Source organism: Streptomyces sp. NPDC029836 (assembly GCF_055574495.1).
The window spans coordinates 1,037,940-1,061,945 of sequence record NZ_JBVHZI010000002.1; the positions used below are offsets into that span (position 1 = coordinate 1,037,940).

The 24,006-nt window shown below is 71.8% G+C and carries 20 protein-coding genes and 1 tRNA gene; 9 read left to right on the forward strand and 12 right to left on the reverse strand.

Going from position 1 to position 24,006, the window contains the following annotated elements:
* The gene (locus ACZ4XJ_RS10510; protein ID WP_362880448.1) at window positions 1–2,355 is read right to left on the reverse strand and encodes an immune inhibitor A domain-containing protein; all 2,355 of its coding nucleotides are present in this window, start codon (window positions 2,353–2,355) and stop codon (window positions 1–3) included.
* A gap of 476 nt (window positions 2,356–2,831) precedes the next feature.
* Here ACZ4XJ_RS10510 and ACZ4XJ_RS10515 point away from each other — a divergent pair, with 476 nt between their 5' ends.
* Window positions 2,832–3,110 (forward strand): hypothetical protein, encoded by a 279-nt coding sequence (locus ACZ4XJ_RS10515; RefSeq protein ID WP_362880405.1) that lies wholly within the window; start codon window positions 2,832–2,834, stop codon window positions 3,108–3,110.
* Between the two features lie 118 nt (window positions 3,111–3,228).
* Here the strand turns inward: ACZ4XJ_RS10515 and ACZ4XJ_RS10520 are convergent, their stop codons facing one another.
* Together ACZ4XJ_RS10520 and ACZ4XJ_RS10525 are read right to left on the reverse strand one after the other, a co-directional pair.
* Window positions 3,229–3,729 (reverse strand): RDD family protein, encoded by a 501-nt coding sequence (locus tag ACZ4XJ_RS10520; protein ID WP_362880407.1) that lies wholly within the window; start codon window positions 3,727–3,729, stop codon window positions 3,229–3,231.
* A 350-nt stretch (window positions 3,730–4,079) separates the two neighbouring features.
* On the reverse strand, window positions 4,080–5,504 hold the full coding sequence (locus ACZ4XJ_RS10525; protein WP_468495882.1) for an RDD family protein: 1,425 nt from the start codon (window positions 5,502–5,504) through the stop codon (window positions 4,080–4,082).
* Window positions 5,505–5,859: 355 nt separating this feature from the next.
* Between ACZ4XJ_RS10525 and ACZ4XJ_RS10530 the strand changes: the two genes are divergently transcribed.
* Window positions 5,860–6,339, forward strand: a complete 480-nt coding sequence (locus tag ACZ4XJ_RS10530; RefSeq protein ID WP_362880410.1) for an SsgA family sporulation/cell division regulator — start codon at window positions 5,860–5,862, stop codon at window positions 6,337–6,339.
* Between the two features lie 38 nt (window positions 6,340–6,377).
* On the opposite strand, the gene ACZ4XJ_RS10535 is transcribed toward ACZ4XJ_RS10530, so the two are convergent.
* Window positions 6,378–7,784 (reverse strand): FAD-binding oxidoreductase, encoded by a 1,407-nt coding sequence (locus tag ACZ4XJ_RS10535; RefSeq protein WP_468495949.1) that lies wholly within the window; start codon window positions 7,782–7,784, stop codon window positions 6,378–6,380.
* Window positions 7,785–7,952: 168 nt separating this feature from the next.
* Between ACZ4XJ_RS10535 and ACZ4XJ_RS10540 the strand changes: the two genes are divergently transcribed.
* Window positions 7,953–9,569: a tetratricopeptide repeat protein gene (locus tag ACZ4XJ_RS10540; protein WP_468495883.1), complete on the forward strand. Its 1,617-nt coding sequence runs from the start codon at window positions 7,953–7,955 to the stop codon at window positions 9,567–9,569.
* Window positions 9,570–9,653: 84 nt separating this feature from the next.
* Here the strand turns inward: ACZ4XJ_RS10540 and hppD are convergent, their stop codons facing one another.
* Window positions 9,654–10,799 carry a 4-hydroxyphenylpyruvate dioxygenase gene (gene hppD / locus ACZ4XJ_RS10545; protein WP_362880413.1) on the reverse strand — a complete coding sequence of 382 codons (1,146 nt, stop codon included), beginning with the start codon at window positions 10,797–10,799 and terminating at the stop codon, window positions 9,654–9,656.
* A gap of 144 nt (window positions 10,800–10,943) precedes the next feature.
* Here hppD and ACZ4XJ_RS10550 point away from each other — a divergent pair, with 144 nt between their 5' ends.
* The 4 genes from ACZ4XJ_RS10550 (at window position 10,944) to ACZ4XJ_RS10565 (ending at window position 13,789) form a co-directional block, all read left to right on the forward strand.
* Window positions 10,944–11,420 carry an Lrp/AsnC family transcriptional regulator gene (locus tag ACZ4XJ_RS10550; protein WP_362880414.1) on the forward strand — a complete coding sequence of 159 codons (477 nt, stop codon included), beginning with the start codon at window positions 10,944–10,946 and terminating at the stop codon, window positions 11,418–11,420.
* Between the two features lie 110 nt (window positions 11,421–11,530).
* Window positions 11,531–12,130 carry an ArsR/SmtB family transcription factor gene (locus ACZ4XJ_RS10555; RefSeq protein WP_362880416.1) on the forward strand — a complete coding sequence of 200 codons (600 nt, stop codon included), beginning with the start codon at window positions 11,531–11,533 and terminating at the stop codon, window positions 12,128–12,130.
* A gap of 121 nt (window positions 12,131–12,251) precedes the next feature.
* Window positions 12,252–12,494 carry a hypothetical protein gene (locus ACZ4XJ_RS10560; protein ID WP_362880418.1) on the forward strand — a complete coding sequence of 81 codons (243 nt, stop codon included), beginning with the start codon at window positions 12,252–12,254 and terminating at the stop codon, window positions 12,492–12,494.
* Window positions 12,491–13,789, forward strand: coding sequence for an MFS transporter (locus ACZ4XJ_RS10565; protein ID WP_468495884.1), 1,299 nt, complete (start codon window positions 12,491–12,493; stop codon window positions 13,787–13,789). The genes ACZ4XJ_RS10560 and ACZ4XJ_RS10565 overlap by 4 nt, the downstream gene beginning before the upstream one ends.
* On the opposite strand, the gene ACZ4XJ_RS10570 is transcribed toward ACZ4XJ_RS10565, so the two are convergent.
* A complete protein-coding gene (locus ACZ4XJ_RS10570; RefSeq protein WP_362880421.1) occupies window positions 13,719–14,516 on the reverse strand; it encodes a S16 family serine protease in 798 nt (265 codons plus the stop codon). The genes ACZ4XJ_RS10565 and ACZ4XJ_RS10570 overlap by 71 nt on opposite strands.
* Window positions 14,517–14,693: 177 nt before the next feature.
* Complete coding sequence (locus tag ACZ4XJ_RS10575) at window positions 14,694–15,335, reverse strand: IclR family transcriptional regulator (protein WP_069920456.1); 642 nt, start codon at window positions 15,333–15,335, stop codon at window positions 14,694–14,696.
* Between the two features lie 364 nt (window positions 15,336–15,699).
* On the opposite strand from ACZ4XJ_RS10575, the gene ACZ4XJ_RS10580 reads away from it, so the two are divergent.
* The gene (locus ACZ4XJ_RS10580) at window positions 15,700–16,764 is read left to right on the forward strand and encodes a hypothetical protein (protein WP_362880423.1); all 1,065 of its coding nucleotides are present in this window, start codon (window positions 15,700–15,702) and stop codon (window positions 16,762–16,764) included.
* Window positions 16,765–16,850: 86 nt separating this feature from the next.
* Here the strand turns inward: ACZ4XJ_RS10580 and ACZ4XJ_RS10585 are convergent, their stop codons facing one another.
* Window positions 16,851–18,683: a DEAD/DEAH box helicase gene (locus tag ACZ4XJ_RS10585; protein ID WP_384001962.1), complete on the reverse strand. Its 1,833-nt coding sequence runs from the start codon at window positions 18,681–18,683 to the stop codon at window positions 16,851–16,853.
* A gap of 206 nt (window positions 18,684–18,889) precedes the next feature.
* A complete protein-coding gene (locus ACZ4XJ_RS10590) occupies window positions 18,890–20,398 on the reverse strand; it encodes an MFS transporter (RefSeq protein ID WP_468495885.1) in 1,509 nt (502 codons plus the stop codon).
* A 198-nt stretch (window positions 20,399–20,596) separates the two neighbouring features.
* Here ACZ4XJ_RS10590 and ACZ4XJ_RS10595 point away from each other — a divergent pair.
* A tRNA-Cys gene (locus tag ACZ4XJ_RS10595) sits at window positions 20,597–20,668 on the forward strand.
* Between the two features lie 68 nt (window positions 20,669–20,736).
* Here ACZ4XJ_RS10595 and ACZ4XJ_RS10600 read toward each other — a convergent pair.
* The 3 genes from ACZ4XJ_RS10600 to ACZ4XJ_RS10610 form a co-directional block, all read right to left on the reverse strand.
* On the reverse strand, window positions 20,737–21,012 hold the full coding sequence (locus ACZ4XJ_RS10600; protein WP_468495886.1) for a hypothetical protein: 276 nt from the start codon (window positions 21,010–21,012) through the stop codon (window positions 20,737–20,739).
* Window positions 21,013–21,275: 263 nt separating this feature from the next.
* A complete protein-coding gene (locus tag ACZ4XJ_RS10605) occupies window positions 21,276–23,570 on the reverse strand; it encodes a DUF6571 family protein (RefSeq protein ID WP_468495887.1) in 2,295 nt (764 codons plus the stop codon).
* A gap of 8 nt (window positions 23,571–23,578) precedes the next feature.
* Complete coding sequence (locus ACZ4XJ_RS10610) at window positions 23,579–23,989, reverse strand: hypothetical protein (protein WP_468495888.1); 411 nt, start codon at window positions 23,987–23,989, stop codon at window positions 23,579–23,581.
* Window positions 23,990–24,006 lie beyond the last annotated feature (17 nt).

The window sequence follows — 24,006 nt, forward strand, 5'->3', positions numbered from 1 at the left end:
TTACTTGCTGGAGGGTCCGACCTCGATCGTCATTTCGGTGCCCTCGTAGGACTCCTTGAGGATCTTGATCTTGGTGTTGGTGTCAGTGACCTTCACCGAGCCGGTCGGGTTCTCGTCGTAGTAGTACTTGCCCTTGCGGTCGTCGAAGACGAGGTTGGTCGGCTTCGGCTTCAGGAAGAGCGACTCACCGTTCTTGTGCAGGGTGAAGGCGTCCGTCGAGTACGCGCTGAAGGTGGCGTCGTACGGCTGGATCTTGTTGCGCAGCAGGGTGCCGTCCGACCACTTCATCGGCTTGGCGTTGGCGTCGATCGGAAGGATCAGGCCCTGGCCGGGGTGCTGGCTGGTGTTGTTGTCCTTCTGGGAGGTGTCCCAGAGCCAGATCAGCAGGCCGTCCTGGTACGGGTAGTGCTCGACCCAGTCCGGACGGGTGTTCGCGTGACCGAAGTTGTACGGGCCGACCTTGAGGGTCTGGTCGAACGAGACGTAGCGACGGTTCTCGGCCAGGTAGTACTGCGCGTACTCCTTGGTGAAGCCGGCGCCGATCCGGGAGAAGCCCTTGCCCGTCCAGCCGTTGTCGCCGTTCTCGGCGCCGTCGGTGAACAGCGGGGAGCCGTCCGCGGTCAGGGTGACGGCGTCGGCCGTGAAGCCCTTGCCGCCCGCGCCGCCGTCCGTCTGGTAGCGGAAGCGGAGGTCGACCTTCTTGCCCGCGTAGGCGTCCAGCGGGAAGTTGAGCGACTTCCAGGCACCCGAGACACCGGTCAGAGAGGGGCTGCCGGCCGCGTCGACCGGGAGGGCCGCGCCGTCGGCGGTGCCGGCCAGCGCGGTCCAGTTGGCGCCGCCGTCCGTGGACACCTCGGTGTAGAGGTAGTCGTAGTCGGCCTCGATGTCCCACCAGCCCTTGAGGGACAGGGCGGCGGAGGTCTTCCCGGTGAGGTCGACCGAGCGGGTCAGGGTGTTCTTGAGGTCGTCACCCATGTTGCTCCACCACTGCGAGGAGCCCTCGGCGGGAGCGACGATGTCGGTCTTGACCTGCTTCTTCGGCAGCTCGACGACCAGCGCCTGCTTGTCCTTGGTGTTGTACGCGGAAACGCCCAGCTTGTGCGTGGACTTCGTCGCGGCCTTCGCCTGGTCGAAGTTCAGCCAGCCCAGCTGGAGCTTGTCCCAGGCCGTCATGTCGCCCGGGAGGTCGCCTATGGACTCCTTGCCGGTGCCGAGCCAGGAGCCCGCCGACATCAGGGACCAGAAGCCGACGCCGTTCTCGCCGCCACCCGAGGTGTCGTAGAGGTCCGGGAGGCCGAGGTCGTGACCGTACTCGTGCGCGAAGACGCCGAGGCCGCCGTTCTCCGGCTGCATCGTGTAGTCGCCGACCCAGATGCCCGTGTCACCGATCTGCGTGCCACCGGCCTTGTTGCCCTCGGGGCCGGTCTTGCCCGCGCTGGTGCCGTAGGCGTACCAGCGGTGCGCCCACAGGGCGTTGGTCCCCTGCGCGCCGCCACCGGCCGACTCGTCCTCGCCGGCGTGGACGACCTGGAAGTGGTCGATGTAGCCGTCGGACTCGTTGAAGTTGCCGTCGCCGTCGAAGTCGTAGCGGTCCCACTGGTCGTACTGGGCCAGCTGCGCCTTGATCTGCGCGTCGGTCTTCCCGGCCTTCTTCTGCGCCTCGGTCCACGCCAGGACGCCGTCCTTGACGGTGTCCCACACGTTGGAGCAGTTGGTCTGACCGCAGTAGTTCGAGCCGTAGCGGGCCTCGTTGTACGGGATCTTGACCCAGTCGGCGACCTCGCCCTCGACCGAGTAGCGACCCGAGGAGGTCTTCTCGTAGTAGGTCTTCAGCGAGTTCTTGCCCTGGCCGGTACCGAAGTACAGGTCCTGGAAGTAGGAACGGCTGAAGTCCTTGCGCCAGGCGGTGCTGTTGTCCTGCGCGCGGTCCGGCTGGGCGATCTGGTTGTGCAGCGGACCGGGGGTGCCGCCGTACTTGGGGGCCGGCGGCTTCGGGCCGTCCGGACCGTCCGGGTCGTGCATGGTCGTGTTGTCGACCTGGTCACCGAACTCGACGAGGATCGTGAAGATCTTGTCGGTCTTCTCGCGGCCGAGCTCGACGTACTTCTTGTCGTCGAGCTTGACGACCTTGGAGGCACCGCGCTGCTCGATGCCCTTCTTGCCCGACAGCACCTGGTCAAGGGCCGCCTCGCGCTGCTGCGCCTGCTGCTTGCTGAACGGACCTTCGAGGTCGTGCTTGACCTTCTCCTTGGACGGAGCGGTCGGGTCCTGGTGGTCGGCCGCGGGTGCGCCGCCCCAACTGGAGTCGGCGGTGGCCGTGGTGAAGAAAGCGCCGGAAGCGGCGGTCGCGGCCATCGTCACGCCGACGGCGGCGGCACGCAGCGCGCGCTTCCTTGCGGAGTTACTGGTCACTTGATGTCGTTCCCCTCCCGCGGCCGCAACGTAGGTCGGAACGTCTCCATAGGAGCGGGGGGTTCCGCGCGGCGCGCGTCTCAAGTGACGACATTTGACCGGAGAGTCGAAAGAAAAGACAGACCTTGACTTGTTCCTTACAACTGCACTATGCGGTCAGTCAGTTCCGCTATTCGGACGTTCCGCAGCCTTACGGGTCCTTCCGGGGCGAAGGACCCCGCCGCTCCCCCGGTCGAGAACCCGTCCGGAATCCCTCGCGATCGGCCGGAGGATGAGCCGTGTGCGCCCCCCGTGCTCCGATACCGGGGGTGGGGCCACGCATACCGGTCCGTCGGCTCGGGCATCCCGTCAGGGAGTCACTTGACACGCGCACCTGTCGAGCCCGAGCCCCCCTCCCCGCTCCGAGGACGGAAACCGCCATGCCCCGACCGACTGCCGCACAGCTCGCCTACGGGTCCGCCACCGTCATCGTGTCGACGATCGCCATGCTCCTGCTCTCGCAGACGAGCACCGGACTCGGGGTGGCCGTCATCTCCGCCGCCGCGCTCGCCCTCGGCCTCCTGGTCGCGCTGACGGTGCCCGCGCCGCGCCGCCGCGGCCGGCACGCCGCCCCGCCCGCCCGTCAGGGCGCCGAGGGGACCTCCCCGGCGACGACCCGGTCCGCCGGCGCCGACGCGGAACACCCCGTGCACCACTGATCCCCCACGCCACCGGACCCGGCCGCCACCGGGTCCGGACACAAGGGTGCGGGCGGCCGCCCCCCTTCCGGGGGACGGCCGCCCGCGACGGGACGCCCGGTTCGGTGCGTCGACCGGGTCAGGTGTTCGCCCTGACCACCACGGTCTTGGCGACCTTGTCGTGCAGGCCCTGCTTGTACGGCTTGTCGATGAGCATCGACACGATCAGGGCGAGCGGCCACAGGCACAGGCAGCAGACCAGGGTCGGGATCCACAGCAGCGCGGCCCGGCCGAGCGCCGCGTTCGAGGGGGGCACGCTGCCGTCGTTGAGCATCGCGGTGCGCAGGCCCAGCGCCTTCTTGCCGAGGGTCTGGCCGTTCTTCTTGGTGAACCACCAGTCGTAGCCCACGTACACGATGATCGAGATCAGCGTCCACACCAGGCCGGTACCGCTGTACGAGCGGGTGATGATCTCGGTCGCGTCCTCGCCCTGGTTCGTGTCGACGGTGTACCGCCGCGTGTTGAACGGGAGCTGGATCAGGTAGAGCGGCACCCCGACGATGAGCACGTCGATGACGCGTGCCGCGAGCCGCTTGCCGAAGTCCGCGAGCGGCGGCATCCCGGCGAGCGGGTCGGGCATGCCGTAGCCGCCTCCCCCGCCGTACGGGTCACCGCCGCCGCCGTACGGGGGCGGCGGGGGCGGGTATCCGCCGCCCGGGCCGCCCGGGCCGCCGGGGGGCGGCGGAGGTGGAGGCGGTGGGTATCCGCCGCCACCGCCGGAAGGCGGAGGGGGATACCCGCCGCCACCGGTGGGCGGCGGGCCGTACGGCGAGCCACCCGACGGAGGCGTCGGTCCCTGGGGCTTCTTGAGGAACGGGTCGTCCTCGGGCGGCTGGCCCGGCGGCGGCTGGTCGGTGCTCATGGCCCGAGTCGAACCCGGGCCCGCGCGGCCCGCAACGGGACCGCGTCCGTTCGGGGGAGGGGCTGCGCCTACCGCGCGACGTAGGTGCCGGCCGCCTTGTCGTGCCAGGCCTGACGGCGGGTCCGGTCGAAGAGGGACCGCAGGCTGCCCGGCAGCCCGAGGAGGGCGCCGACCAGCCAGCGGCGCAGGGCCGCGCCGAAGGAGGGCGGACGCAGGGTGGCGACGGCCAACACCCGGACGCCGCAGAGCTTCTTGCCCGGGGTACGTCCCCAGCGGGCGGTGGGCAGCACCTCGTAGAGCACCCCGAAGAGCAGTACGGCGGCCAGCAGGAGGCACCCGTACCCGACGGTGGTGGCGTCGAGGAGCCAGACGGTGGTGGTGCGCCCGCTCCCCCGGGCGGCGTCGACCTTGACCTGGAGGTGGTCCGTCACCCGGGGCACCAGCGGGACGGCGGCTCCGGCCGTGACGGCGGCGAGGGCGAGGGTGTCCAGGGCGCGGGCCAGGGCGCGGCGGACCAGCCCGGCCGGGCGTACGGCCCGCTCGGCCATCCGCTCGAACACGGCCCGGGTCGTGGCCGGCGCGGCCGGCTGCGGCGGGTTCTCCGGGAGGGTGGGCCGGCGCCGGGGCGCGGGCTCGGGGCGGCCCTCGTCGTCCCAGGGGACGGCCGGGCGCGGCCGGGCCTCCTCGCCGGCCGTGACGCGGGTCTGCGCGGGCTCGGCCACTTCGGTACGGGATCCGGTCGGGCGGGCCCCGCGGACCTCGGCGTCCCGCGGCGCGGCCGGGCGGGCGGGCTCGGGCCGGGGCGCGGGGGCGGCGGGCGGGGCCGGGTGGGCGGCGGGACGGGCCGCGGCCTCCCAGGGCGCGGCCGGGGCCCGTGGGGCGGGGGCGGGGCGGCCCGCACCCGGCGGAGCGGGCTGCGGGGCGGCGGAGCGGGCGGGGGTCGCCTCGGGCCAGGACGAGGTCAGGCCGGACACGCCGCCGCCGGGGGCGTCGGGCCACGCGGGCGGACGGGCCGACAGGATGCCCACGCTCTCGGCGGCGGCCTGCGCGGGAAGCCGCCGGGCGGCGGGGGCGGCGGGGGCGGCGGCCTGCGCCGTCTCGCGGGCCAAGGAGATCCCGCCGGCGGGGCGGCGTTCGGGTTCCGGCTCGCCCGGCTCGCCCGGGCCGCCCCAGGAGACGCGGACGTCACGGGGGCCACCGAAGCCGGCCTGATGGGCGGGGTCGGCCTGCCAGCCCGGCGCCGAGGGCCGGGGTTCGCGTCCCCGCTCGCGTTCCGGTTCGCGTTCCGGTTGGTGGTCCGGTTCGGGGAGCGCCTCGGTCACGGAGGTCTCGTCGAGGAACAGCGGCCCGGTCTCGTCCGCGGGGACGGCGGGGCGGCTCGTACCGGGCACCCAGGCCGCGCCGTTCCAGTACCGGACGTACCCGGGGATGGACGGGTCGGGGTAGTAGCCCTCGCGGGCAGCGTGTTCGCCGTCACCAGGGGAGGCCGTCAATGTCCCCAACTCCGATCGTGGCTTGAGGCTTGTGCAGGGGAGGACCATAGCCAAGAACCCCCTCCCGACAGGTCCGGTAACGGGAGATTCCAAGCCTTCGGGCGAACCTCCGCCCTTTGTTCGCCCCGCGAGGAGCTCGCGGGGGCAGGCGATGGAACCGCCCCGACACCCACCGGCACCGGAGCCGTCCCCACCCGATCCCGACCATCGACTTTCGGACGCTTGACAAGTTTTCGGCCAATCTGCGGTTCGTGCCCCGAACCCGCGTCATCGCCGGCCCGCCGCGCGCTCTCTGCGGGTGCGGGGCCCGGTCCGGTCCCGCGCCCGGACACGAACGCACCGAAGCGAGGCCGTCATGCAGCATCCCGTCATCGAACGCGAGCTGGAACTCAAGCTGGTCCTGTCCCCCGAGCGCGCCATCTCCGTCCCCGCCCGGCTGCTCTACCTCCTCGACGACCCGTTCGCCGTGCACATCACCTTCCACACCGGCTCCAGCACCCCGGTCAACTGGACGTTCGCCCGCGAGCTGCTCGTCGAGGGGGTGTTCCGGCCGTGCGGGCACGGGGACGTCCGGATCTGGCCGACGAAGATCGACAACCGGGCGGTCCTGTGCATGGCCCTCAGCTCCCCCGACGGCGACGCCCTGCTGGAGGCCCCGGCCGGCGCCGTCTCCGCCTGGCTGGAACGGACCCTGCGCGTGGTCCCGCCGGGCACCGAGGCCGACCGGCTCGGCCTGGACGCGGCGTTGGCGGAGCTGCTCGCCCCGACCCCGGCCGACGACCTGTGGCTGCGGGACCCGTGGCCCTCGGACGAGTCGGCGGACGGGGAGGCGTGATGCGGGGACGGACGCCGGGCCGCCCCCGGGGGTTCACGTCAGAACAGCTTGCCGGGGTTCAACAGGCCGAGCGGGTCGAAGGCGTGCTTGACGCCGCGCTGCATCTCCAGCCCGACCGGCCCGAGTTCACGGGCCAGCCACTCCTTCTTCAGCACCCCGACGCCGTGTTCGCCGGTGATGGTGCCGCCCAGCTCCAGCCCCAACGCCATGATCGCGTCGAAGGATTCGCGGGCCCGGCGCACCTCGTCCTCGTCGGCGGGGTCGAAGCAGACGACCGGATGGGTGTTGCCGTCGCCCGCGTGCGCGCAGACCCCGATGAGCAGGTCGTACGTACGGGCGATGGCCGCCGTGCCGTCGAGCATTTCGGCGAGCCGCGAGCGCGGCACGCACACGTCGTCGATCATCGTCGCGGGCCGCAGCGCCTCCAGCGCGGTCAAGGACATCCGCCGGGCCTGGAGCAGCAGTTCGGACTCCGCCGCGTCCTCGGCGGGGACGACGGCGGTGGCCCCGGCGGCCCTGCACAGGGCGGCGACGGCATCGAGTCCGGCGGCGGCGTCCGGGGTGTCGAAGGCGGCCAACAGCAGGGCCTCGGTGCTTTCGGGCAGCCCCATCTTCCCGAGGGCGTTGACGGCGCGGACGGTCGTACGGTCCATCAGCTCCAGCAGCGAGGGCGCCAGGCCCGCCTCCATGACGGCGCACACGGCCGCGCAGGCGGCGGCGACGGAGGGGAACTCGGCGGCCAGCGCCAGCTGTCGGGGCGGCGCGGGCCGCAGCGCGAGGACGGCCCGCACGACGATGCCGAGGCTGCCCTCGGAGCCCACGAACAGCCGGGTCAGGTCGTATCCGGCGACCCCCTTGGCCGTGCGCCGCCCGGTCCGCATCAGCCGCCCGTCGGCCAGCACCACGTCGAGGCCGATCACGTACTCCGCGGTGACCCCGTACTTGACGCAGCACAGCCCGCCCGAGGCGGTGCCGATGTTGCCGCCGATGGTGCACTGCTCCCAGCTGGAGGGGTCCGGCGGGTAGTACAGGCCCTGCGCGGCGACCGCCCGCGAAAGCACGGCGTTGACCACTCCGGGCTCGACGACGGCGATCCGGTCGACGGCGGAGACCTCCAGGATGCGGTCCATCTTCACGAGGGACAGCACGATGCAGCCGTCGCCCGCGTTGGCGCCGCCCGACAGGCCCGTCCGGGCGCCCTGCGGGACGACGGGGATCCGCAGCTCGGTGGCGGTGCGCATGACGTGCTGGACCTGTTCGACGGTCCGGGGCAGGGCGACGACGGCCGGGGTGCCGGCGGCGCAGAAGCTCGCCATGTCGGTGGCGTAGGAGGTGGTCACCTGAGGGTCGCTCAGGAGGGCTTCGGCAGGGAGCCCTTCGGCGAGGCGCGCGAGGAGCCGCGCGGCGAGCTCCGGGGGCAGCGCGGCGGGCTGCGGTGCGGGCAGCGCGGCGGACTTCGGTGCGGGCAGCGCGGCGGACTTCGGTGCGGGCAGCCGTGCGGAGAGGTCATCAGCCATGGGGCCAGCGTGACACCCGGGGCCATCGGTGTGAACACGGCCGCGACCGGCTTCGGGCATCCCGGCACGCTCTTCATATTGACGCACAGTGACCCCATGGAGCGTATCGACGAGGAATCGCAGCAACCCGCGCCGCCCGTGACCTTCACCGGCCGCAAGACGGTCGTGGCGGCCGCGGTCGCCGTGGTCCTGATCGCCGGCGCCCTGCTGATCCGCCCGGCCCGCCCGGCCGACGACGCCCGCCCTCCGGGGCCCACCGAGCGGGCCGCCTCGGCGGTCGGCATGGGCGCCCCGCCCGCGGCGGTGGACCTGACGGCGCTGGTGGCGGACCGGGAGCGGTGGGTCGCGGGGCATCCCGACGACGACGCCTCGTGGGCGGTGCTCGGTACGGCGTACCTGGAACAGTCGCGGCGCACGGCCGACCCCGGCTGGTTCCCGAAGGCGGAGAAGGCCCTCAAGCGCTCGCTGGGGCTGCGGCCCGCCGAGAAGGGCAACTTGGACGCGATGACGGGCATGGGCGCCCTGGCCAACGCCCGGCGGGACTTCGGCACGGGCAAGAAGTGGGGCGAGCTGGTCCGGGCTCAGGCGCCGAAGCGCTGGACGGCGTACCCGGTCCTGGTCGACGCGTACACGGGCCTCGGCGACTACAAGGCCGCCGAGAAGGCCATGGAGCGACTGACGGAGCTCCGGCCGGGCCTGGTGTCCCACCTGAGGGCCGCCCAGGTGTACCGGGACCGGGGCTGGCGCGAGGACGCGGTGGTGTCGCTGGAGCACGCGGGGGGCGCGGCGAAGGCCCCCGCGGAGAAGGCGTACGTCCTGTACCGGCTCGGGGAGATGTCCTGGGAGCGGGGCGAGGTGGCGGAGGCGATGCGGCAGTTCGAGGCCGCGCTGCGCACGGACCCGGCGCAGTCGGACGCCCTGGGCGGCCGGGCCCGCGCCCTGGCGGCACTGGGCCGCTCCGGGGAGGCGGTACGGGACTACCGGCTGGCGCTGGGCCGCACCCCGCAGCCGCGGCTGGCGCTGGAGCTGGGCGAGCTGCTGCAGTCGCTGGGCCGGGACGAGGAGGCGCGCGCGCCGTACGCGTCGCTGTCGGCGCTGGCGGCGCGGGGCGCCACGAACGGGGTGAACGAGGAGCTGGTGCTCGGCCTGTTCGAGGCGGACCACGGCGATCCGTCGGCGGCGGTGCGCCGGTTGTCGGCGGAGTGGTCGCGGCACAAGAGCGTGCAGGTCGCGGACGCGCTGGGCTGGGCGCTGCACCGGCTGGGCGATGACGAGGCGGCGCTGGAGTACGCGAAGAAGGCGACCGAGCTCGGGCTGCGCAACGCCGAGTTCTCCTACCACCGGGCGATGATCGAGCGGGGTCTGGGCGACGACGAGGCGGCCCGCCGGCACCTCCAGGAGACGCTGCGGACGAACCCGCTCTTCTCCCCGGTACGGGGTCCGCTGGCCAAGGAGGCGCTGGCCGCGATCGGGCAGCAGGCATCCGGCGGCCCGGAGAACATGCAGCCGAGCAAGCCGTGGGTGGCTCCGGAGATGCCCAAGCCCCGTCCGAAGCCCAAGCCCAAGCCGAAGCCGCAGCCGAAGGCCGAGTCCCAGCCGAAGGCCGAACCGAAGGCGGAGCCGAAGCCGAAGCCGAAGGCGGAACCGAAGGCCGAACCGAAGCAGCCCGACGCGCCCGCCCCCGGGGCCGCGGCGCCGAACCCCGCCCCCTAGTGCTGGGGCCGCTCGACGCGGCGCCCCGGCCCCGCCGGAGGGCGGGGCCGGGGGCGGGATCCTCGGACGTGACGTGCGCGGCGGCTACAGGTTGCCGCGCTTGTCCTGCTCGCGCTCGATCGCCTCGAACAGCGCCTTGAAGTTGCCCTTGCCGAAGCCCATGGAGCCGTGGCGCTCGATGATCTCGAAGAAGACCGTCGGCTTGTCCTGCACCGGCTTGGTGAAGATCTGCAGCAGGTAGCCGTCCTCGTCGCGGTCGGCCAGGATCTTCAGCTCGCGCAGCTCGTCGATCGGCACGCGGGTGTCGCCGACCCACTCGCCGAGGGTGTCGTAGTAGCTGTCCGGGACGGACAGGAACTGCACGCCCGCCGCGCGCATGGTGCGCACGGTCGCGACGATGTCGTTCGAGGCGAGGGCGATGTGCTGGACACCGGGGCCGCCGTAGAACTCCAGGTACTCGTCGATCTGCGACTTCTTCTTCGCGATCGCCGGCTCGTTGATCGGGAACTTGACCTTCTTGGTGCCGTCCGCGACGACCTTGGACATCAGCGCCGAGTACTCGGTCGCGATGTCGTCGCCCACGAACTCCTTCATGTTCGTGAAGCCCATCACCTTGTTGTAGAAGGCGACCCACTCGTTCATGCGGCCGAGTTCCACGTTGCCGACGCAGTGGTCGATGGCCTGGAAGGTCCGCTTGGCGGGCGCGGCGACCATCGGCTCGACGGCGACGTAGCCCGGCAGGTAGGGGCCGGTGTAGGCGCCGCGCTCGACCAGCGTGTGGCGCGTCTGCCCGTACGTCGCGATCGCGGCGAGGACGACGGTGCCGTGCTCGTCCTTGACCTCGTGCGGCTCGTCCAGACCGCGGGCGCCCTGCGCGACGGCGTACTCGTACGCGGCGCGGACGTCCGGGACCTCGATGGCGAGGTCGATGACCCCGTCGCCGTGCTCGGCGACGTGCTCGGCGAGGAAGCGGCCGTGGTCGGTGGCGGGCTTGATGACCGAGGTCAGGACGAAGCGCGCGGAGCCGTTGGTCAGGACGTAGCTCGCGGTCTCGCGGCTGCCGTTCTCCGGTCCGGAGTAGGCCACGAGCTTCATGCCGAAGGCGGTCGAGTAGTAGTGCGCGGCCTGCTTGGCGTTTCCAACGGCGAAGACGACCGCGTCCATGCCCTTCACCGGGAAGGGGTCTGCCTCACGCGCGGTGGCCGGGGTGGTGTCGAGGGTCTCAGTCATGACCGCAGATTCCCGCCCTTCCACAAGCTGCGCAATAGTTTCGATTTCGGCTGTACAACCTGACCAGCACAGCCGCAGGATGGCTGAAAGATCTGCGCAGTATGACCAGCGGTACGAGCGGCTTCGCCGCGCCGGGAGGAATCCATGGGAATCGACGAACTCGACGGCCGGCTCATCGTCCTGCTGGCCCGCGAGCCGCGGATCGGCGTACTGGAGGCCTCACGCCGGCTCGGGGTGGCGCGCGGCACGGTGCAGGCGCGGCTGGACCGGCTCCAGTCGAAGGGCGTCATCCGCGGCTTCGGCCCGCAGGTGGACCCGACGGCCCTCGGCTACCCGGTGACGGCCTTCGCCACCTTGGAGATCAAGCAGGGGCAGGGCGCCGACGTACGGGCACACCTGGACGGGGTGCCGGAGGTGCTGGAGCTGCACACGACGACGGGACACGGGGACATGCTGTGCCGCCTGGTGGCGCGCTCCAACGCCGACCTCCAACGGGTCATCGACCGGGTCGTCGGCTTCGAGGGGATCGTGCGGGCGTCGACGGCCATCGTGATGGAGAACCCGGTGCCGCTCCGGATCATCCCGCTGGTGGAGCAGGCGGCGGCGGACGGGGAGGACTGAGGGGGTTCGTTCCCGCTCCCCCCGGGGGCGGCCGGGACGCTCGAAAGTTACAAAGAGTTCTCTGCAAAGAATCCCTTGCAGAGAAGTCTTTGTAACTCTACTGTTGAGGCATGCCCGAGGAGAAGACCGAGAACCCCGAGAACCCCGTCCCCAACGTCCGCACCCTGGACGCCCATTCGCTGCGCGGCCTCGCCCACCCGTTGCGCATCCGCATCCTGTCCGCGCTCCGACTGAACGGGCCGGCCACCGCCTCGCAGCTGGCGGAGCGCCTCGGGGAGTCCAGCGGGGCCACCAGCTACCACCTGCGCCAGCTGGCCGCGCACGGGTTCGTCGAGGACGCCCCGGAGCACGGCAAGGGCCGCGAGCGCTGGTGGCGGTCGGCCCACGACGGCACCAAGTTCGACGAGACGCTGATGTACGACGACAACCCCGAGACGCGCGGCGCCGCCGACGCCTTCCTGCACGAGATCGCGACGATCCACGCGCAGGAGGTCAACACCTGGATCGGCGACGCCGTCCACTGGAGCAAGGAGTGGCGCTCCTCCTCGGACATCAGTGACTTCACGCTGCGGCTGACCGCCGGGCAGAGCCACGAGCTGACGCACCGGATCCACGACCTGATCAACAGCTACCGGGACCTGCCGCCCGCCGAGGGAGCGGAAGCCGTCCGCTTCCACACGCACACGCTGCCGCGCCGCGACCCCGCGTAGTCCGCGTAGTCCGCGTAGTCCGCGTAGTCCGCACCACCGCACAGCCCCCGCAGCCGTCAGGCGGCCCGCCGGTCCTGCCCGCGCCGCCCCGCGCCCACCCATGCCCTGAAGGAGTCCTGCCGTGCACGCCTTCGACCACGCCCTGAACCACACCGCCCGCACCACCGAGCTGGCCGCCGAGGCCGCCGCCTGGCACCTCGCCCACGAGGCCGCGCCCGCGCCCGCTGCCGCCGCCACCACCACGCCCGTGCCGACCGTGCTGCCCGCCCTGCGCAACCGGCTCGGGGAGGTGCTGGTGAGCGCCGGGATCCGGTTGATGCAGCCGGCCCACGTCCCCGCCCGCGTCCACCGGCCCACCGCGTGAGCCGTCGGCCGTTCACGGCGGTCCTGGCCGCCAACACGATCTCCATAGCCGGTAGTTCGCTCACCCTGATCGGCGTCCCGTGGTTCGTGCTCCAGACCACGGGCAGCGCCGGCCGGGCCGGGATCGTCGCCTTCTGCGCCACCCTGCCCGTCGTGGTGGCCGCGCTCGTCGGCGGCCCCGTCATCGACCGGATCGGCCGCCGCCGGGTCTCCGCCGCCTCCGACCTGGTCTGCGCGCTGTCCGTCGGCGCGATCCCGTTGCTGCACCACGCGGGGCTGCTGGAGTTCTGGATGCTGTGTGCGCTGATGGCCGTCACCGGCCTCGTCCACACCCCGGGTCTGACCTCGCGCTACGTCCTGCTGCCCAGCCTCGCCGAGCACGCCGGTACCAGCCTGGCCCGGGCGGCCAGCCTCTACGACGCCGTCTCGCGCGGGGCCCGGATGATCGGCGCCGCCGTGGCGGGGCTGCTGATCGCCGCCTTCGGCGCCGGAACCGTCCTGCTGGTGGACGCGGCCACCTTCGCCGCCTCCTCGCTGCTGGTCGCCGTCTTCCTGCGCGGAGTTCCGGCCGCCGAGCCCCAACCGGCGACCGGGAAGGTCTCGTTCGCCTCGTACCGGACCGAACTCGTCGAGGGTTGGGTCTTCCTGACCCGTTCGCGGCTCCTGTTGGGCGTCACGGTGATGGTCATGGTGACCAACGGGCTGGACCAGGGCTGGTCCGCGGTCCTGCTGCCGGTCCACGGCGACGAGGCCCTGGGCGGGCCCACCACCCTAGGCCTGATGGTCTCCCTCTTCGGCGGCTTCGCGCTGCTGGGAGCCCTGTTGTACGGGATGTGGGGCGAAAGGTTCCGCCGCCGGACGGTGTTCGCGGTCGCCTTCCTGATCTCCGGCGGCACCCGGTACCTCGTCGCGGCCTTCACCGACACCCCGCTGCCGCTCGCGGTCACCATGGCCCTGGCCGGCCTGGCCGCGGGCGTGCTCAACCCGATCCTGAGCACCGTCGTGTACGAGCAGGTGCCGGAGGACCTGCGCAGCCGCGTCAGCAGCGTGTCCACGGCGGGCGCCGAGCTGGCCATGCCGATGGGCGGGCTCGCCGCGGGCCTACTGGTCGACGGCTTCGGGGTCGTCCCGGCCCTGCTCCTGTTCGGCGGCGTCTACGTCCTGACCACCCTGACGCCACTGGTCTTCCCGGCCTGGCGCGGCCTGGACCGGAGCCCGTCGGGGATCAGCAGGACGGAACCTTCTCGTTCCGGTTCAGTGCCCGCAGCGAGCTCACCGCGTCCGTCAGCGAAGTAACGGGGATCAGCCGCAGCCCGTCGGGCAACTCCGCCCGCGCGTCCGAGCATTCGGCCTTCGGCACGAGGAACACGCTCGCCCCGTCGCGCTGGGCGGCCTGGGTCTTCAGGCCCACTCCGCCGACCGGGCCGACCGCCCCGTCCGCGGCGATGGTTCCCGTACCGGCGACGGTGCGGCCGCCCGTGAGGTCGGCGCCGCTGCCGTCGCCGTCGAGCTTGTCGACGATGCCGAGGGAGAACATCAGTCCGGCGCTCGGGCCGCCGACGTCGGCGAGGTTCAGCTCGACCTTGACGTCCTTCGGGTCCTTGCGCAGGAAGCCGAGGGCGGCCTGGGCGGCGGCCGACTGGGACTTGGTCATCTCCTCCAGGTTGTGCGCCTCGATCTCCTTGTCGCTTCCGCCCGACGGGTACACCGCCTCGCGGGGCATGACGGCCTCGCCGGTCCCGAACCAGTACCGGAGCAGTTCCGGCAGCTTGATCGTCGAGGACGGGCCGGTCGCCCGGATGGTGGTCATCCGCAGCTGGCCCTTGGTGTCGCGGACCGGGACACCGGAGATGGAGATGACGGGCTTGCCCTGGTCGGAGCCCAGCACGTCGGCCGTGGGGCCGGGTACGGCGACCACGTAGGGCAGCGGCGCGAAGGCCGCCACGGCGAACAGCCCGATGACGGGCGCGGCGCAGACGGCCAGGGCGGCGGGACGCGGCAGACGTGTGAGGCGTGAGAGCACCCGGTCAATCTACCGACCCGACCGGCCCGCGCCCCTCCCCCGGGCCCCGGCACGGCGGAGCCGGCACCGGGGAGGGGCGTGGGGCGGAGCGCAGAGCCGTACGCCGTATCGCGGCCCGGCGTACGGAAACCCGGCCGGGCGCGGGGCCGGGCCGGGATCGGCGGCTGTCGCCACGGGTCAGCGCAGGGCGTCGGCGACCTCGCGTGCCGCGTCGACGACCCGGGGCCCGACCCGCTCCGGCACGGCGTCGGCCAGCATGACGACGCCCACGCTGCCCTCCAGTCCGGTGATGCCGACCAGCGGGGCGGCGGCGCCGCTGGCGCCCGCCTCCAACTCGCCGTGGGTGAGGGTGTATCCGGGCTCGATGAGCGCCCCCTGACGGGCCGCCAGGATGGCCCGTCCGGCCGCGCCCCGGTCCAGCGGGTGGCGGAAGCCGGCCCGGTAGGCGACGTGGTAGTCGGTCCAGGTCGGCTCGACGACGGCCACGGCCAGCGCCTCGGTGCCGTCGACGAGGGTCAGGTGCGCGGTGGCCCCGATGTCCTCGGCGAGCGACCTGAGGGCGGGCAGAGCCGCCTCCCGTACCAAGGGGTGGACCTGGCGTCCCAAACGCAGCACGCCGAGCCCGACACGGGCGCGGCCACCGAGGTCACGACGGACCAGGGCGTGCTGTTCGAGGGTGGCGAGCAGGCGGTAGACGACCGTGCGGTTCACACCGAGTCGGTTGGAGAGCTCGGTGACAGTCAGACCGTGGTCGGTGTCGGCGAGCAGCTTGAGGACCCTGAGTCCCCGGTCGAGAGTCTGGGAGGTTTCCGCGGTCACGACGCCTCTCCCTCTTTCGGTGGGCGGCGGTGACTCTCACGGGGTGGAGCGCCGCCGGTCCCTCGGCGACGCACGGAGAGGCCGCCGGTAGCGGCCATGGCACCGGCTGCGCTCCCGCGGCGGCGCTGCCACGGGGCGTTCGATGCGGGGACAGTAGCGAGCGGGTCCGCTCAGCGGAAGGCCTCGTCCAGAATCCGGGCGCATGCCGCCGTTTTGCGGGGATTGTCCCGCGCGCGTGTATCAATTCGTAATGATCATCCGCCGAAAATCGCTTTACACGCCCATTACTCTGATCATGTTCAAAAGTTGCTGGGGGTGGGCAGGCCGTTACGGCCCTGAGCTCACACAGGGGAGAGAAGTAAAAGTGAACTTGAAGCGCATGGCCGTCGTGGCCGCCGCCGCCGTCGTGGGTCCGACCGTTCTGATGGCGACGCCGGCGATGGCCGACGAGGCCCAGCCGACCGCCGTCACCACGCCGGACGCGGCCCCGGCCGCCGAGGCCCCCGAGGCTCCGGCCGCCGAGACCCCCGCCCCGGAGGCGAAGCCCGCCGTCGAGGCCCCGGCCGAGAAGCCGGCCGTCGAGGCCCCGGCCGAGACCCCGGCCGCCGTCGCGCCGGTCGCCCCGCCCGTCGCCCCGGCCCCGGTCGTCCCGGTCGCCCCGGCGACGCCGGACGCCAAGACCCCGGACACCAAGACCCCGGAGACCAAGCCGGTCGCCGACGAGGACGAGCTGGAGCTGGGCGACGAGGACCTCGTCGCGACCGGTCCCGTCCTGGAGCTCAAGGACGTCCCGGCCACCTTCAAGGTCGGCACCTGGACGAAGTTCTCCGTCGCCGTCGACAACTCGAAGAACAAGGCGCAGGACAGCTACGTGCTCGTCCTCGGCATCGCCGACGAGCACGGCAAGCTCAAGGGCAAGGACGTCCAGGTCCAGGTCTTCTGGAACGGCACCTGGCACTCGGTCGAGATCATCGACGACGCCGGCCTCCCCGTCGCGCTGCTGGCCGACGACCTGCAGATCCCGGTCGGCAAGCTCAAGCTCGAAGTCCGCATGAAGTTCGGCACCGGTGCCCCCAAGGGCGACATCGCCGTCATCGCGGGCGGCAGCAGCAACGACGACGACGGCGTCTGGTCCGAGCCCGTCGTGGTCGAGTCGAAGATCGTCTCCGCCGGCAACGGTGGCGGCAACAACAACGGTGGCGGCAACACCGGCACCAAGCCGAACGGTGGCACCTCCACCACGCCGATCGTCGACAACAGCAACAACGGCGGCACCACCAACAACGGTGGCACCACCACCGCCGGTGAGCTCGCCGAGACCGGTTCCGACGCGGCCACCACCTGGGCCATCGGTGGCGCCGGCATCGCGCTCGCCATGGGCGCTGCCCTGGTCGCCGGCACCGGCCGTCGTCGCCGCACCAACGCGTAAGCGGTAGGGCACCACGAGAACGGGGTCCGTGCGCAGCCGCGCACGGACCCCGTTTCCGCATCCGTCCTCCACGGCGGCGGCGGGCGCTACCGCATCCGCGTGGCCCACTCCTGAACCTTCTTGATCCGCTCCCGCAGCTGCCCCGCCGTCGCCTCCGCGCTCGGCGGCCCACCGCACACGCGGCGCAGCTCCGTGTGGATCACCCCGTGCGGCTTGCCGCTCTGGTGGACGTACGCGCCCACCATCGTGTTCAGCGACTTGCGCAGCTCCAGCAGCTCCTTGTGGGAAACCACCGGCCGCCGGTCGGCGGGAAGTTCCAGCAGGTCCGCCTCCGCGTCCGGCTTGCGTCGGCTGTGCGCGATCTGCCGCGACTGCCGCTTCTGGAGCAGCATCTGCACCTGGTCCGGCTCCAGCAACCCGGGGATGCCGAGGTAGTCCTGCTCCTCCTCGCTACCGGGGTGGGCCTGCATGCCGAACTCGGCGCCGTCGTAGAGGACCCGGTCGAAGACGGCGTCGGACTCCAGCGCCTCGAAGGACATCTGCTCGTCCTCGGCGAGGTCCTCGTCCTCCAGCTTGTTCGCCTCGTCCATCTCCTTCTCGGACTCGGCGTACGGGTCCTCCTCGCCCTGCTTCTTCGGCTTGTCGAGGACGTGGTCGCGCTCGACCTCCATCTCGTTGGCGAAGCCGAGGAGGTAGGGGATCGTCGGAAGGAACACGGACGCGGTCTCGCCGCGCCTGCGCGATCGCACGAAGCGGCCGACGGCCTGCGCGAAGAACAGCGGCGTCGAGATCGTCGTCGCGTACACGCCGACCGCCAGGCGCGGGACGTCGACGCCCTCGGACACCATGCGGACCGCGACCATCCAACGGTCGTCGTTCTCGCTGAAGGTGTCGATGTTCTTCGAGGCGCCGGTGTCGTCGGAGAGCACCAGGGTCGCCTTCCGCCCGGTGATCTCACGGATCAGCTTGGCGTAGGCGCGCGCCGAGTCCTGGTCGGAGGCGATGACCAGGCCACCGGCGTCGGGGATGCCCTTGCGGACCTCGGTGAGCCGCTGGTCGGCGGCGCGCAGCACGTTCGGCATCCAGTCGCCGCGCGCGTCGAGCGCGGTGCGCCAGGCCTGGGAGATCGCGTCCTTGGTCATGGGTTCGCCGAGCCGGGCGGCGATCTCGTCGCCCGCCTTCGTCCGCCAGCGCATGTTGCCGCTGTAGGACAGGAAGATCACGGGGCGGACGACGCCGTCGCCGAGGGCGTTGCCGTAGCCGTAGGTGTAGTCGGCCGAGGAGCGGCGGATGCCGTCGTTGCCCTCCTCGTACGTGACGAACGGGATCGGGTTGGTGTCGGACCGGAAGGGCGTTCCGGTCAGGGCCAGCCGGCGGGTCGCCGGGTCGAAGGCCTCGAGGCAGGCCTCGCCCCAGGACTTGGAGTCGCCCGCGTGGTGGATCTCGTCGAGGATGACGAGGGTCTTGCGCTGCTCGCAGCGGTTGCGGTGCAGCATCGGGCGCACGCCGACGCCCGCGTACGTCACCGCGATGCCGTGGTAGTCCTTGCTCAGCGGGCCGGCCGAGTACTCGGGGTCCAGTCGGATCCCTATCCGCGCGGCGGCTTCGGCCCACTGCTTCTTCAGGTGTTCGGTCGGGGCGACCACGGTCACCTGCTGCACCACGTGGTGGTGCAGCAGCCAGGAGGCCAGGGTGAGCGCGAACGTCGTCTTGCCGGCGCCGGGGGTCGCCACCGCGAGGAAGTCCCGCGGTTGCTTCTCCAGGTACCGGTTCAGAGCACCCTCCTGCCAGGCACGCAGCTTGCTGGCGGTACCCCACGGCGCGCGGCCGGGGAAGGCGGGTGAGAGGTGGTGGGAGGCGGTAGTAGTCACGGTCTCCGGTTCGTCTCGGTCGCGGGTCGCGGTCGTAACGCGGGTCATCCGCGGTCGTACGTAGGACAACCGGGCCACCTTACCGGCCCGCGCGCACCCCTCGCGGAGGGACAGGCCCGTGACCTCGGCGGGTGCGGCGAGGGTCACACGGGACACCGGGCGCGGCGCCGGCGGCGGCTGTCGACGGCTGGCGACGGCCGCCGCCGGCCGCCGCCAGCTTCCGGACGGGCGGGGTACGCGGGTACTCGGACGAGCTAGGCGGTGGCTCCGCGCACGGCCTCTCCCTTTCCGGCCGGGGTCGCGGGGTCCAGCCGGGTCGCGACCCAGGCCCCCACCAGCGCGACGGCCGCCATCGGGAGGAAGACCACCACGAAAGCGGTCGGATGCGACGCGCCGCCCTCCGCTACGGCGTGCCCCGCTCCCACCGCTCCGCCGCCGAGCGCGGCGAACGCGGCGCCGCCGGCCGCCAGCAGGACCACGTTCGCGAGGGCGTCGGAGATCTGCAGCGCGGCGGAGTTCGTGCCCGCCTCCTGCGGCGGGGACAGCTTCAGCAGCAGCACGCTCGTCGAGCCGATCACCAGCCCCATGCCGAGGCAGCCCACGGCCCAGGCGAGGGCCAGGGTCCACACCGGCACGGACTCCACGAGCACCGCCGGGGCCGCCGCGATGGCGAAGGCCACCAGCACCATGCCGAGCACCATCAGCCGCTCCCGGTAGGGCGCCGTCCGGCCCTTGGACTGCACCCACGACCCGGTCGCCCAGGTCACCCCGCCCAGCGCGAGCGAGAAGCCGGCCATCGTCGGGCTCAGGCCCCGCTGGGTGACCAGCATCAGCGGCACGAAGCTCTCGGCGGCGATGAACGACCCCGCCGCCACCCCGCGCAACAGCACGACGGACGGCAACCCGCGCCGCGCCAGGTACGTACCCCGCGGCAGCAGCCCCAGTACGGCGGGCACCAGCAGGGCCGCGCCGACGACCCCGGGGAGCAGCGACAGCCACCGCAGGTCCTGGGCGGCGTACTGGAGCAGGGCCGCGCCGGCGGAGATCCCGAGGGCGAGCCGGATCCGTCGCCCGTCGAAGGCGGCGGGGGCCCCGCCCGTGTCGACGGGCCCGGAGGCGGTGCGCCGGATCGCGGGCAGCGCTATGGCGAGCGGAACGACGACGAGCGCCGGTATCCCGAGGAACACCCACCGCCAGCCGAGGTGCTCGGTGACCGTCCCGGCGGCCAGCGGGCCGACGATCGACGGCACCACCCAGCTCGCCGCGAACGCGGCCATGATCGCGGGCCGCAGCCGCTCCTCGTACGCCCGGCTGACCACCACGTAGAGGGCGACGATGACCAGCCCGCCCCCGAAGCCCTGCACGGCCCGCCCGAGGACGAACAACCACATGGCCCCGGCCGTCCCGGAACACACCAGCCCGGCGGCGAAGGCCCCGATGCCGACGGTGAGCGGCCGCAGCGGACCCTGCCGGTCGGACCACTGCCCGGACAGGACCATGGCGAACAGGCTCGTGGTGAAGTAGGCGGAGAACGCGAACGCGTACAACGCGATCCCGTCCAGCTCCCGCGCGGCGACGGGCATGGCCGTCCCCACGGCGGTGGCCTCGAACGCGATCAGGAAGATCACCGAGATGATCCCGATGCTGAGCGCCCGGTACGCCGGCTCAAGGATCCCGCCGGGCGACGGCCGCGGCGACTGCTGCGGCTGCACGGGCACGGTGGTGTCGGGCCCGCTCGGCACGCGGGGTTCAAGAGCGCTCATCGCCCCAGAGTAAGGTGCGTAGCCCGCGAGCGCCCCTGTCAAATAGTCCCATCCCGACTCGGCCCGTCGACCTAGGACCATGAACGGGGCGTGGCAGTCGTATTGCGTCCCCCCGATCGGCCTTCCGACCGGCGAGACCTCCCCGTACGGTCATGACCAGCACCAAGCAACACCACGCAACACCAAGCAACACCCCACAGCCGTGTGCCCGAGTGGTTGAGGGACTCGCCTGCAAAGCGAGTTACGCCGGTTCGATTCCGGTCACGGCTTCTGCGAAGGCCGTCCAGAGGCGGGAGGTCCCCTGGACGGCCTTCAGCACGTCCGGGGGTCCGTCGCCCCTACTGCCCGCACCGGGTCTGTTCCCGGGCGGCCGCCAGATACTTCGCCATCAGCCGGGCGAACAGCGCCCGCGAGGTCCCCGGCTCCATGTGCTCCACGGACCCACTGATCCCGAGCTCCAGCTCGAAGCCATCGGTGGGCCCGTCACAGGTGAGGGCGACCCGGGCTCCGGTGTCCCAGACGATCCCCTTGTCGCCGAGGGGGAGGGGGTCGGGCTTCTGCTCGGTCAGGGGCCAGAAGAACGTTCGGCCCAGGGGTTGCCGTTCGGCAGTCACGTGTACGCGATCCCGGTCGTCCACCTTGACGGTGCACATTGCTTTGGGTCGCTCCTGAGTAAGGAGCATGGCCCGAGGTGACTCAGCTTCCACCGCATCACCGTCACCCAACAAGGACTCCAGGTCTGACGGGTCGAACACTCCGAAGCACGCGCGTGCGGACATGCGCGGCACCTGATGGCTCTCTTCGCTCGTGCATCCTGCCAGAAGCGCCGTAGAAGCCACCGCCGCGACGACTACCGAAAGACTTCGGGTAGCGGACATCAGGAACTCCCGGTCGATGTCGCAACATGGCCACGGCCCACCGCATGGGCGTTTGCCGTCTCCGTCGACGCGACTCCGGCCAGTGCGTCAATGCTCCGTTGATTCATGTCAGTGCCCTCAACAGCTTTGCGGACCGAATGAGCAGCTGACTTGCCAGCCTCTACTTGCGCATTTCCGTAATCAATCACTGCCTTGCCATCGGCTGCGTCCTTCTGCACCGCATAGTCCTCCTTGGCCCGCTCGACCACGCTCTCCCTGGCGTCTTCATGGAGCCACGTCACGACATCCCCCGCCAGCGGCACCATCTCCAAGTACTTGCCGCCCGCCGCGTCAATGCCGCGTTCGATCCACTTCGCGTTGTTCTCCACGCCCTGCACGTACTCCTCCTGCTGGTGCGCGCTCTCCGCGAAGACGCCCTCGGCACGGGCCTGGGAGAGGATGCCCGCGATCTGGCCGCCCGGGTGGACCGCGCTCTTGATCCCCGCGTCGAGTTCCTCGTACTCGCTCCGGTGGACGATCACGTCGTGCACCAAGGTCGTCGTGAACGCCCGCTGCGCGTTGGTCATCGCACCGTAGGCGTCCGGGTCCTGGCCCACGGCGCCGACGAAGCTCGCCATGGCCGACTTGTCGAACTCCGCCATCTCTCCGTTCGCCTTGATCATCCGGCTGCCGTTCTCCGCCGACGCCTGGATGTCCGGCATGTACTCCGCCGCCATCTGCCCGAAGTGGCCGGACAGGCCCTTCAACGGGCCGTCCGGCTTGCCCGGGTCGGCCGCCACCAGTTCCGGCTTGTCGCCGATCTTCTCGACGATCCGTTCCATGACGGCCGCCATCTCCTTGGTGTGCGGGACCGGCGGGGAGTCGTCGTCGCCCGGGGTCCGGTGGGAGACGGCGGCCATGAGCGCGTCGCCCACCGCCTGCTGTCCCGCGTGCAGGCCGCCGGTCCGTGTGATGTCGAAACCGTCCGCGCCCGGAGGCTTGTCGAGCATGTAGTCGACCATGCCCTGCGCCTTGCCGTGCTGGCCCGTGACCACCCTGTCCGCCGTCGTGACGATGCCGTCGCGGTTGCTGTCCTCGCGGACGGGCTCGTTGAAGAAGGCCGTGGCCGCCTCGGGGTTGTTGCCGAGGGCCTCCATCAGCCCCGTGAGCGGGTAGAAGCCCTTGCCGCCCTCCGTGCCGTGGTTGAGCGCCATGCCCATGTCGTACGGAGCCCCGTACTCCCACCCCTTGGGGTCCTTGCGGTCCATCGCGACCATGTCGCGTCCGACCGACACCAGGAACTCCTTGTCGTACTTCCCCTCCCGCAGCAGCGAGCCCAGCGCCTGGTAGCCGAAGACGCGCGCGTTGAGCCCGGCGACGCCGGTGACGTCCAGTTCCTTGTGGCCGGCCCGCATCAGCTGCCGTGTCCAGGCGGCGTCCAGGTGGTGCGGGACGTCCTTGTGCGTGGCCAGACCGAGCATGGCGCCCATGTCGCTCTGGATGTTCGCGACCATCAGCTGGCGGTCCCGGCCCGTGGGGCCCAGGCCCGTCGCGTCCAGCGACATCCTCGCGTACATCTCCAACGTGTCCTCGGGGCCGACCGAGCGGTAAAAGGACGTCGCGAACTCGGGATCCGTCCGGTTGTCGTCGAGCAGGTCCTCCAGTTCGCGCAGCGCCGCGACGTTGCGGCCCGTTCCGCCTTCGCCGGTGACCGTCCTCATCAGGCCGGCGGCGCGGGCGGACTGTTCCGCGTCCAGGGTCGTGAACTTCGGACCGCTGAAGTTGTGGTCCTCCGCGACGTTGGCCCGCAGCGCGCGGACCAGCGAATCGTCCGCGTCCTGCGCGTCCTCGACCGCCCGGTCGACCCGCTGCTGCCACAGTTGCCGGTTCGTACGGAGCAACTCCTGGAAGTCGGGGTCGTGCCGGGCCGCGTTGCGGTCCGCCTCCGTCGGGAGCGGCAGGACGAGGACCCGGCCGCCCGCGTCGATCCGGAACCCGGCGGCCGGAGCATCCTCGGCGATCTTCCTCAGCTGGTCGCGGGCGAGCTTGAAGGTGGTGTGGGCGTCGGCGAGGACCAGGTGGACGCCCTTGGCCTCCTTGGCGGCGTCCTCGAACTCCTTGGCGGTCTTCGCGACGAACGGTCGGGCCACGCCGGCCGTTACCCCGCTCCACTCGGCCCTGTCGGACTTCGCCTTTATGCCGTTGCGGGCGACCTCGGCCAGCTCGTCGAGCTTGGCCGCCATCGCCCGCCAGTCGCCGGCGGCCGTCCGGAGCTGGTCCAGCGGCGCGTTCAGCACGTTCTCGTACGTCAACACGGGCGCGCCTACTTGAGGTACTCGTCGATCTTGGACGTGGTGAAGGCGGCGTAGAGCTGTTGCTCGTCCTTGCCGTGCGAGGAGAGCGAGTAGTTCAGGCCGTTGGAGATCTGGGCGCACGCGGCGACGAGGGTCTTCACCTGGCTCTCCCAGCGCGTACTCACCTTGCTCAGGGCCGCGCCGCTCGCGAAGCCCTCGCGCGTCAGCGCGCCGGCCGCTTCGGCGGTCGCGGTGGCGGCGTGCTTGCCGTCGGCCTGGAGTCGCGCGTGGAGGCGGTGCGCCTCGGAGCCGACGGCGCCGATGTGGTCCTGGTCGAGCGCCAGGTCCGCGCCGCCGGGCGGCGACGCCTGGTTGAGCCGGAGGGAGACGTTGGTCGCGGCCGTGGCACGGGCGGCGGACCATTCCTCGTCGAACGACATCGCGTGAACTCCTGGGT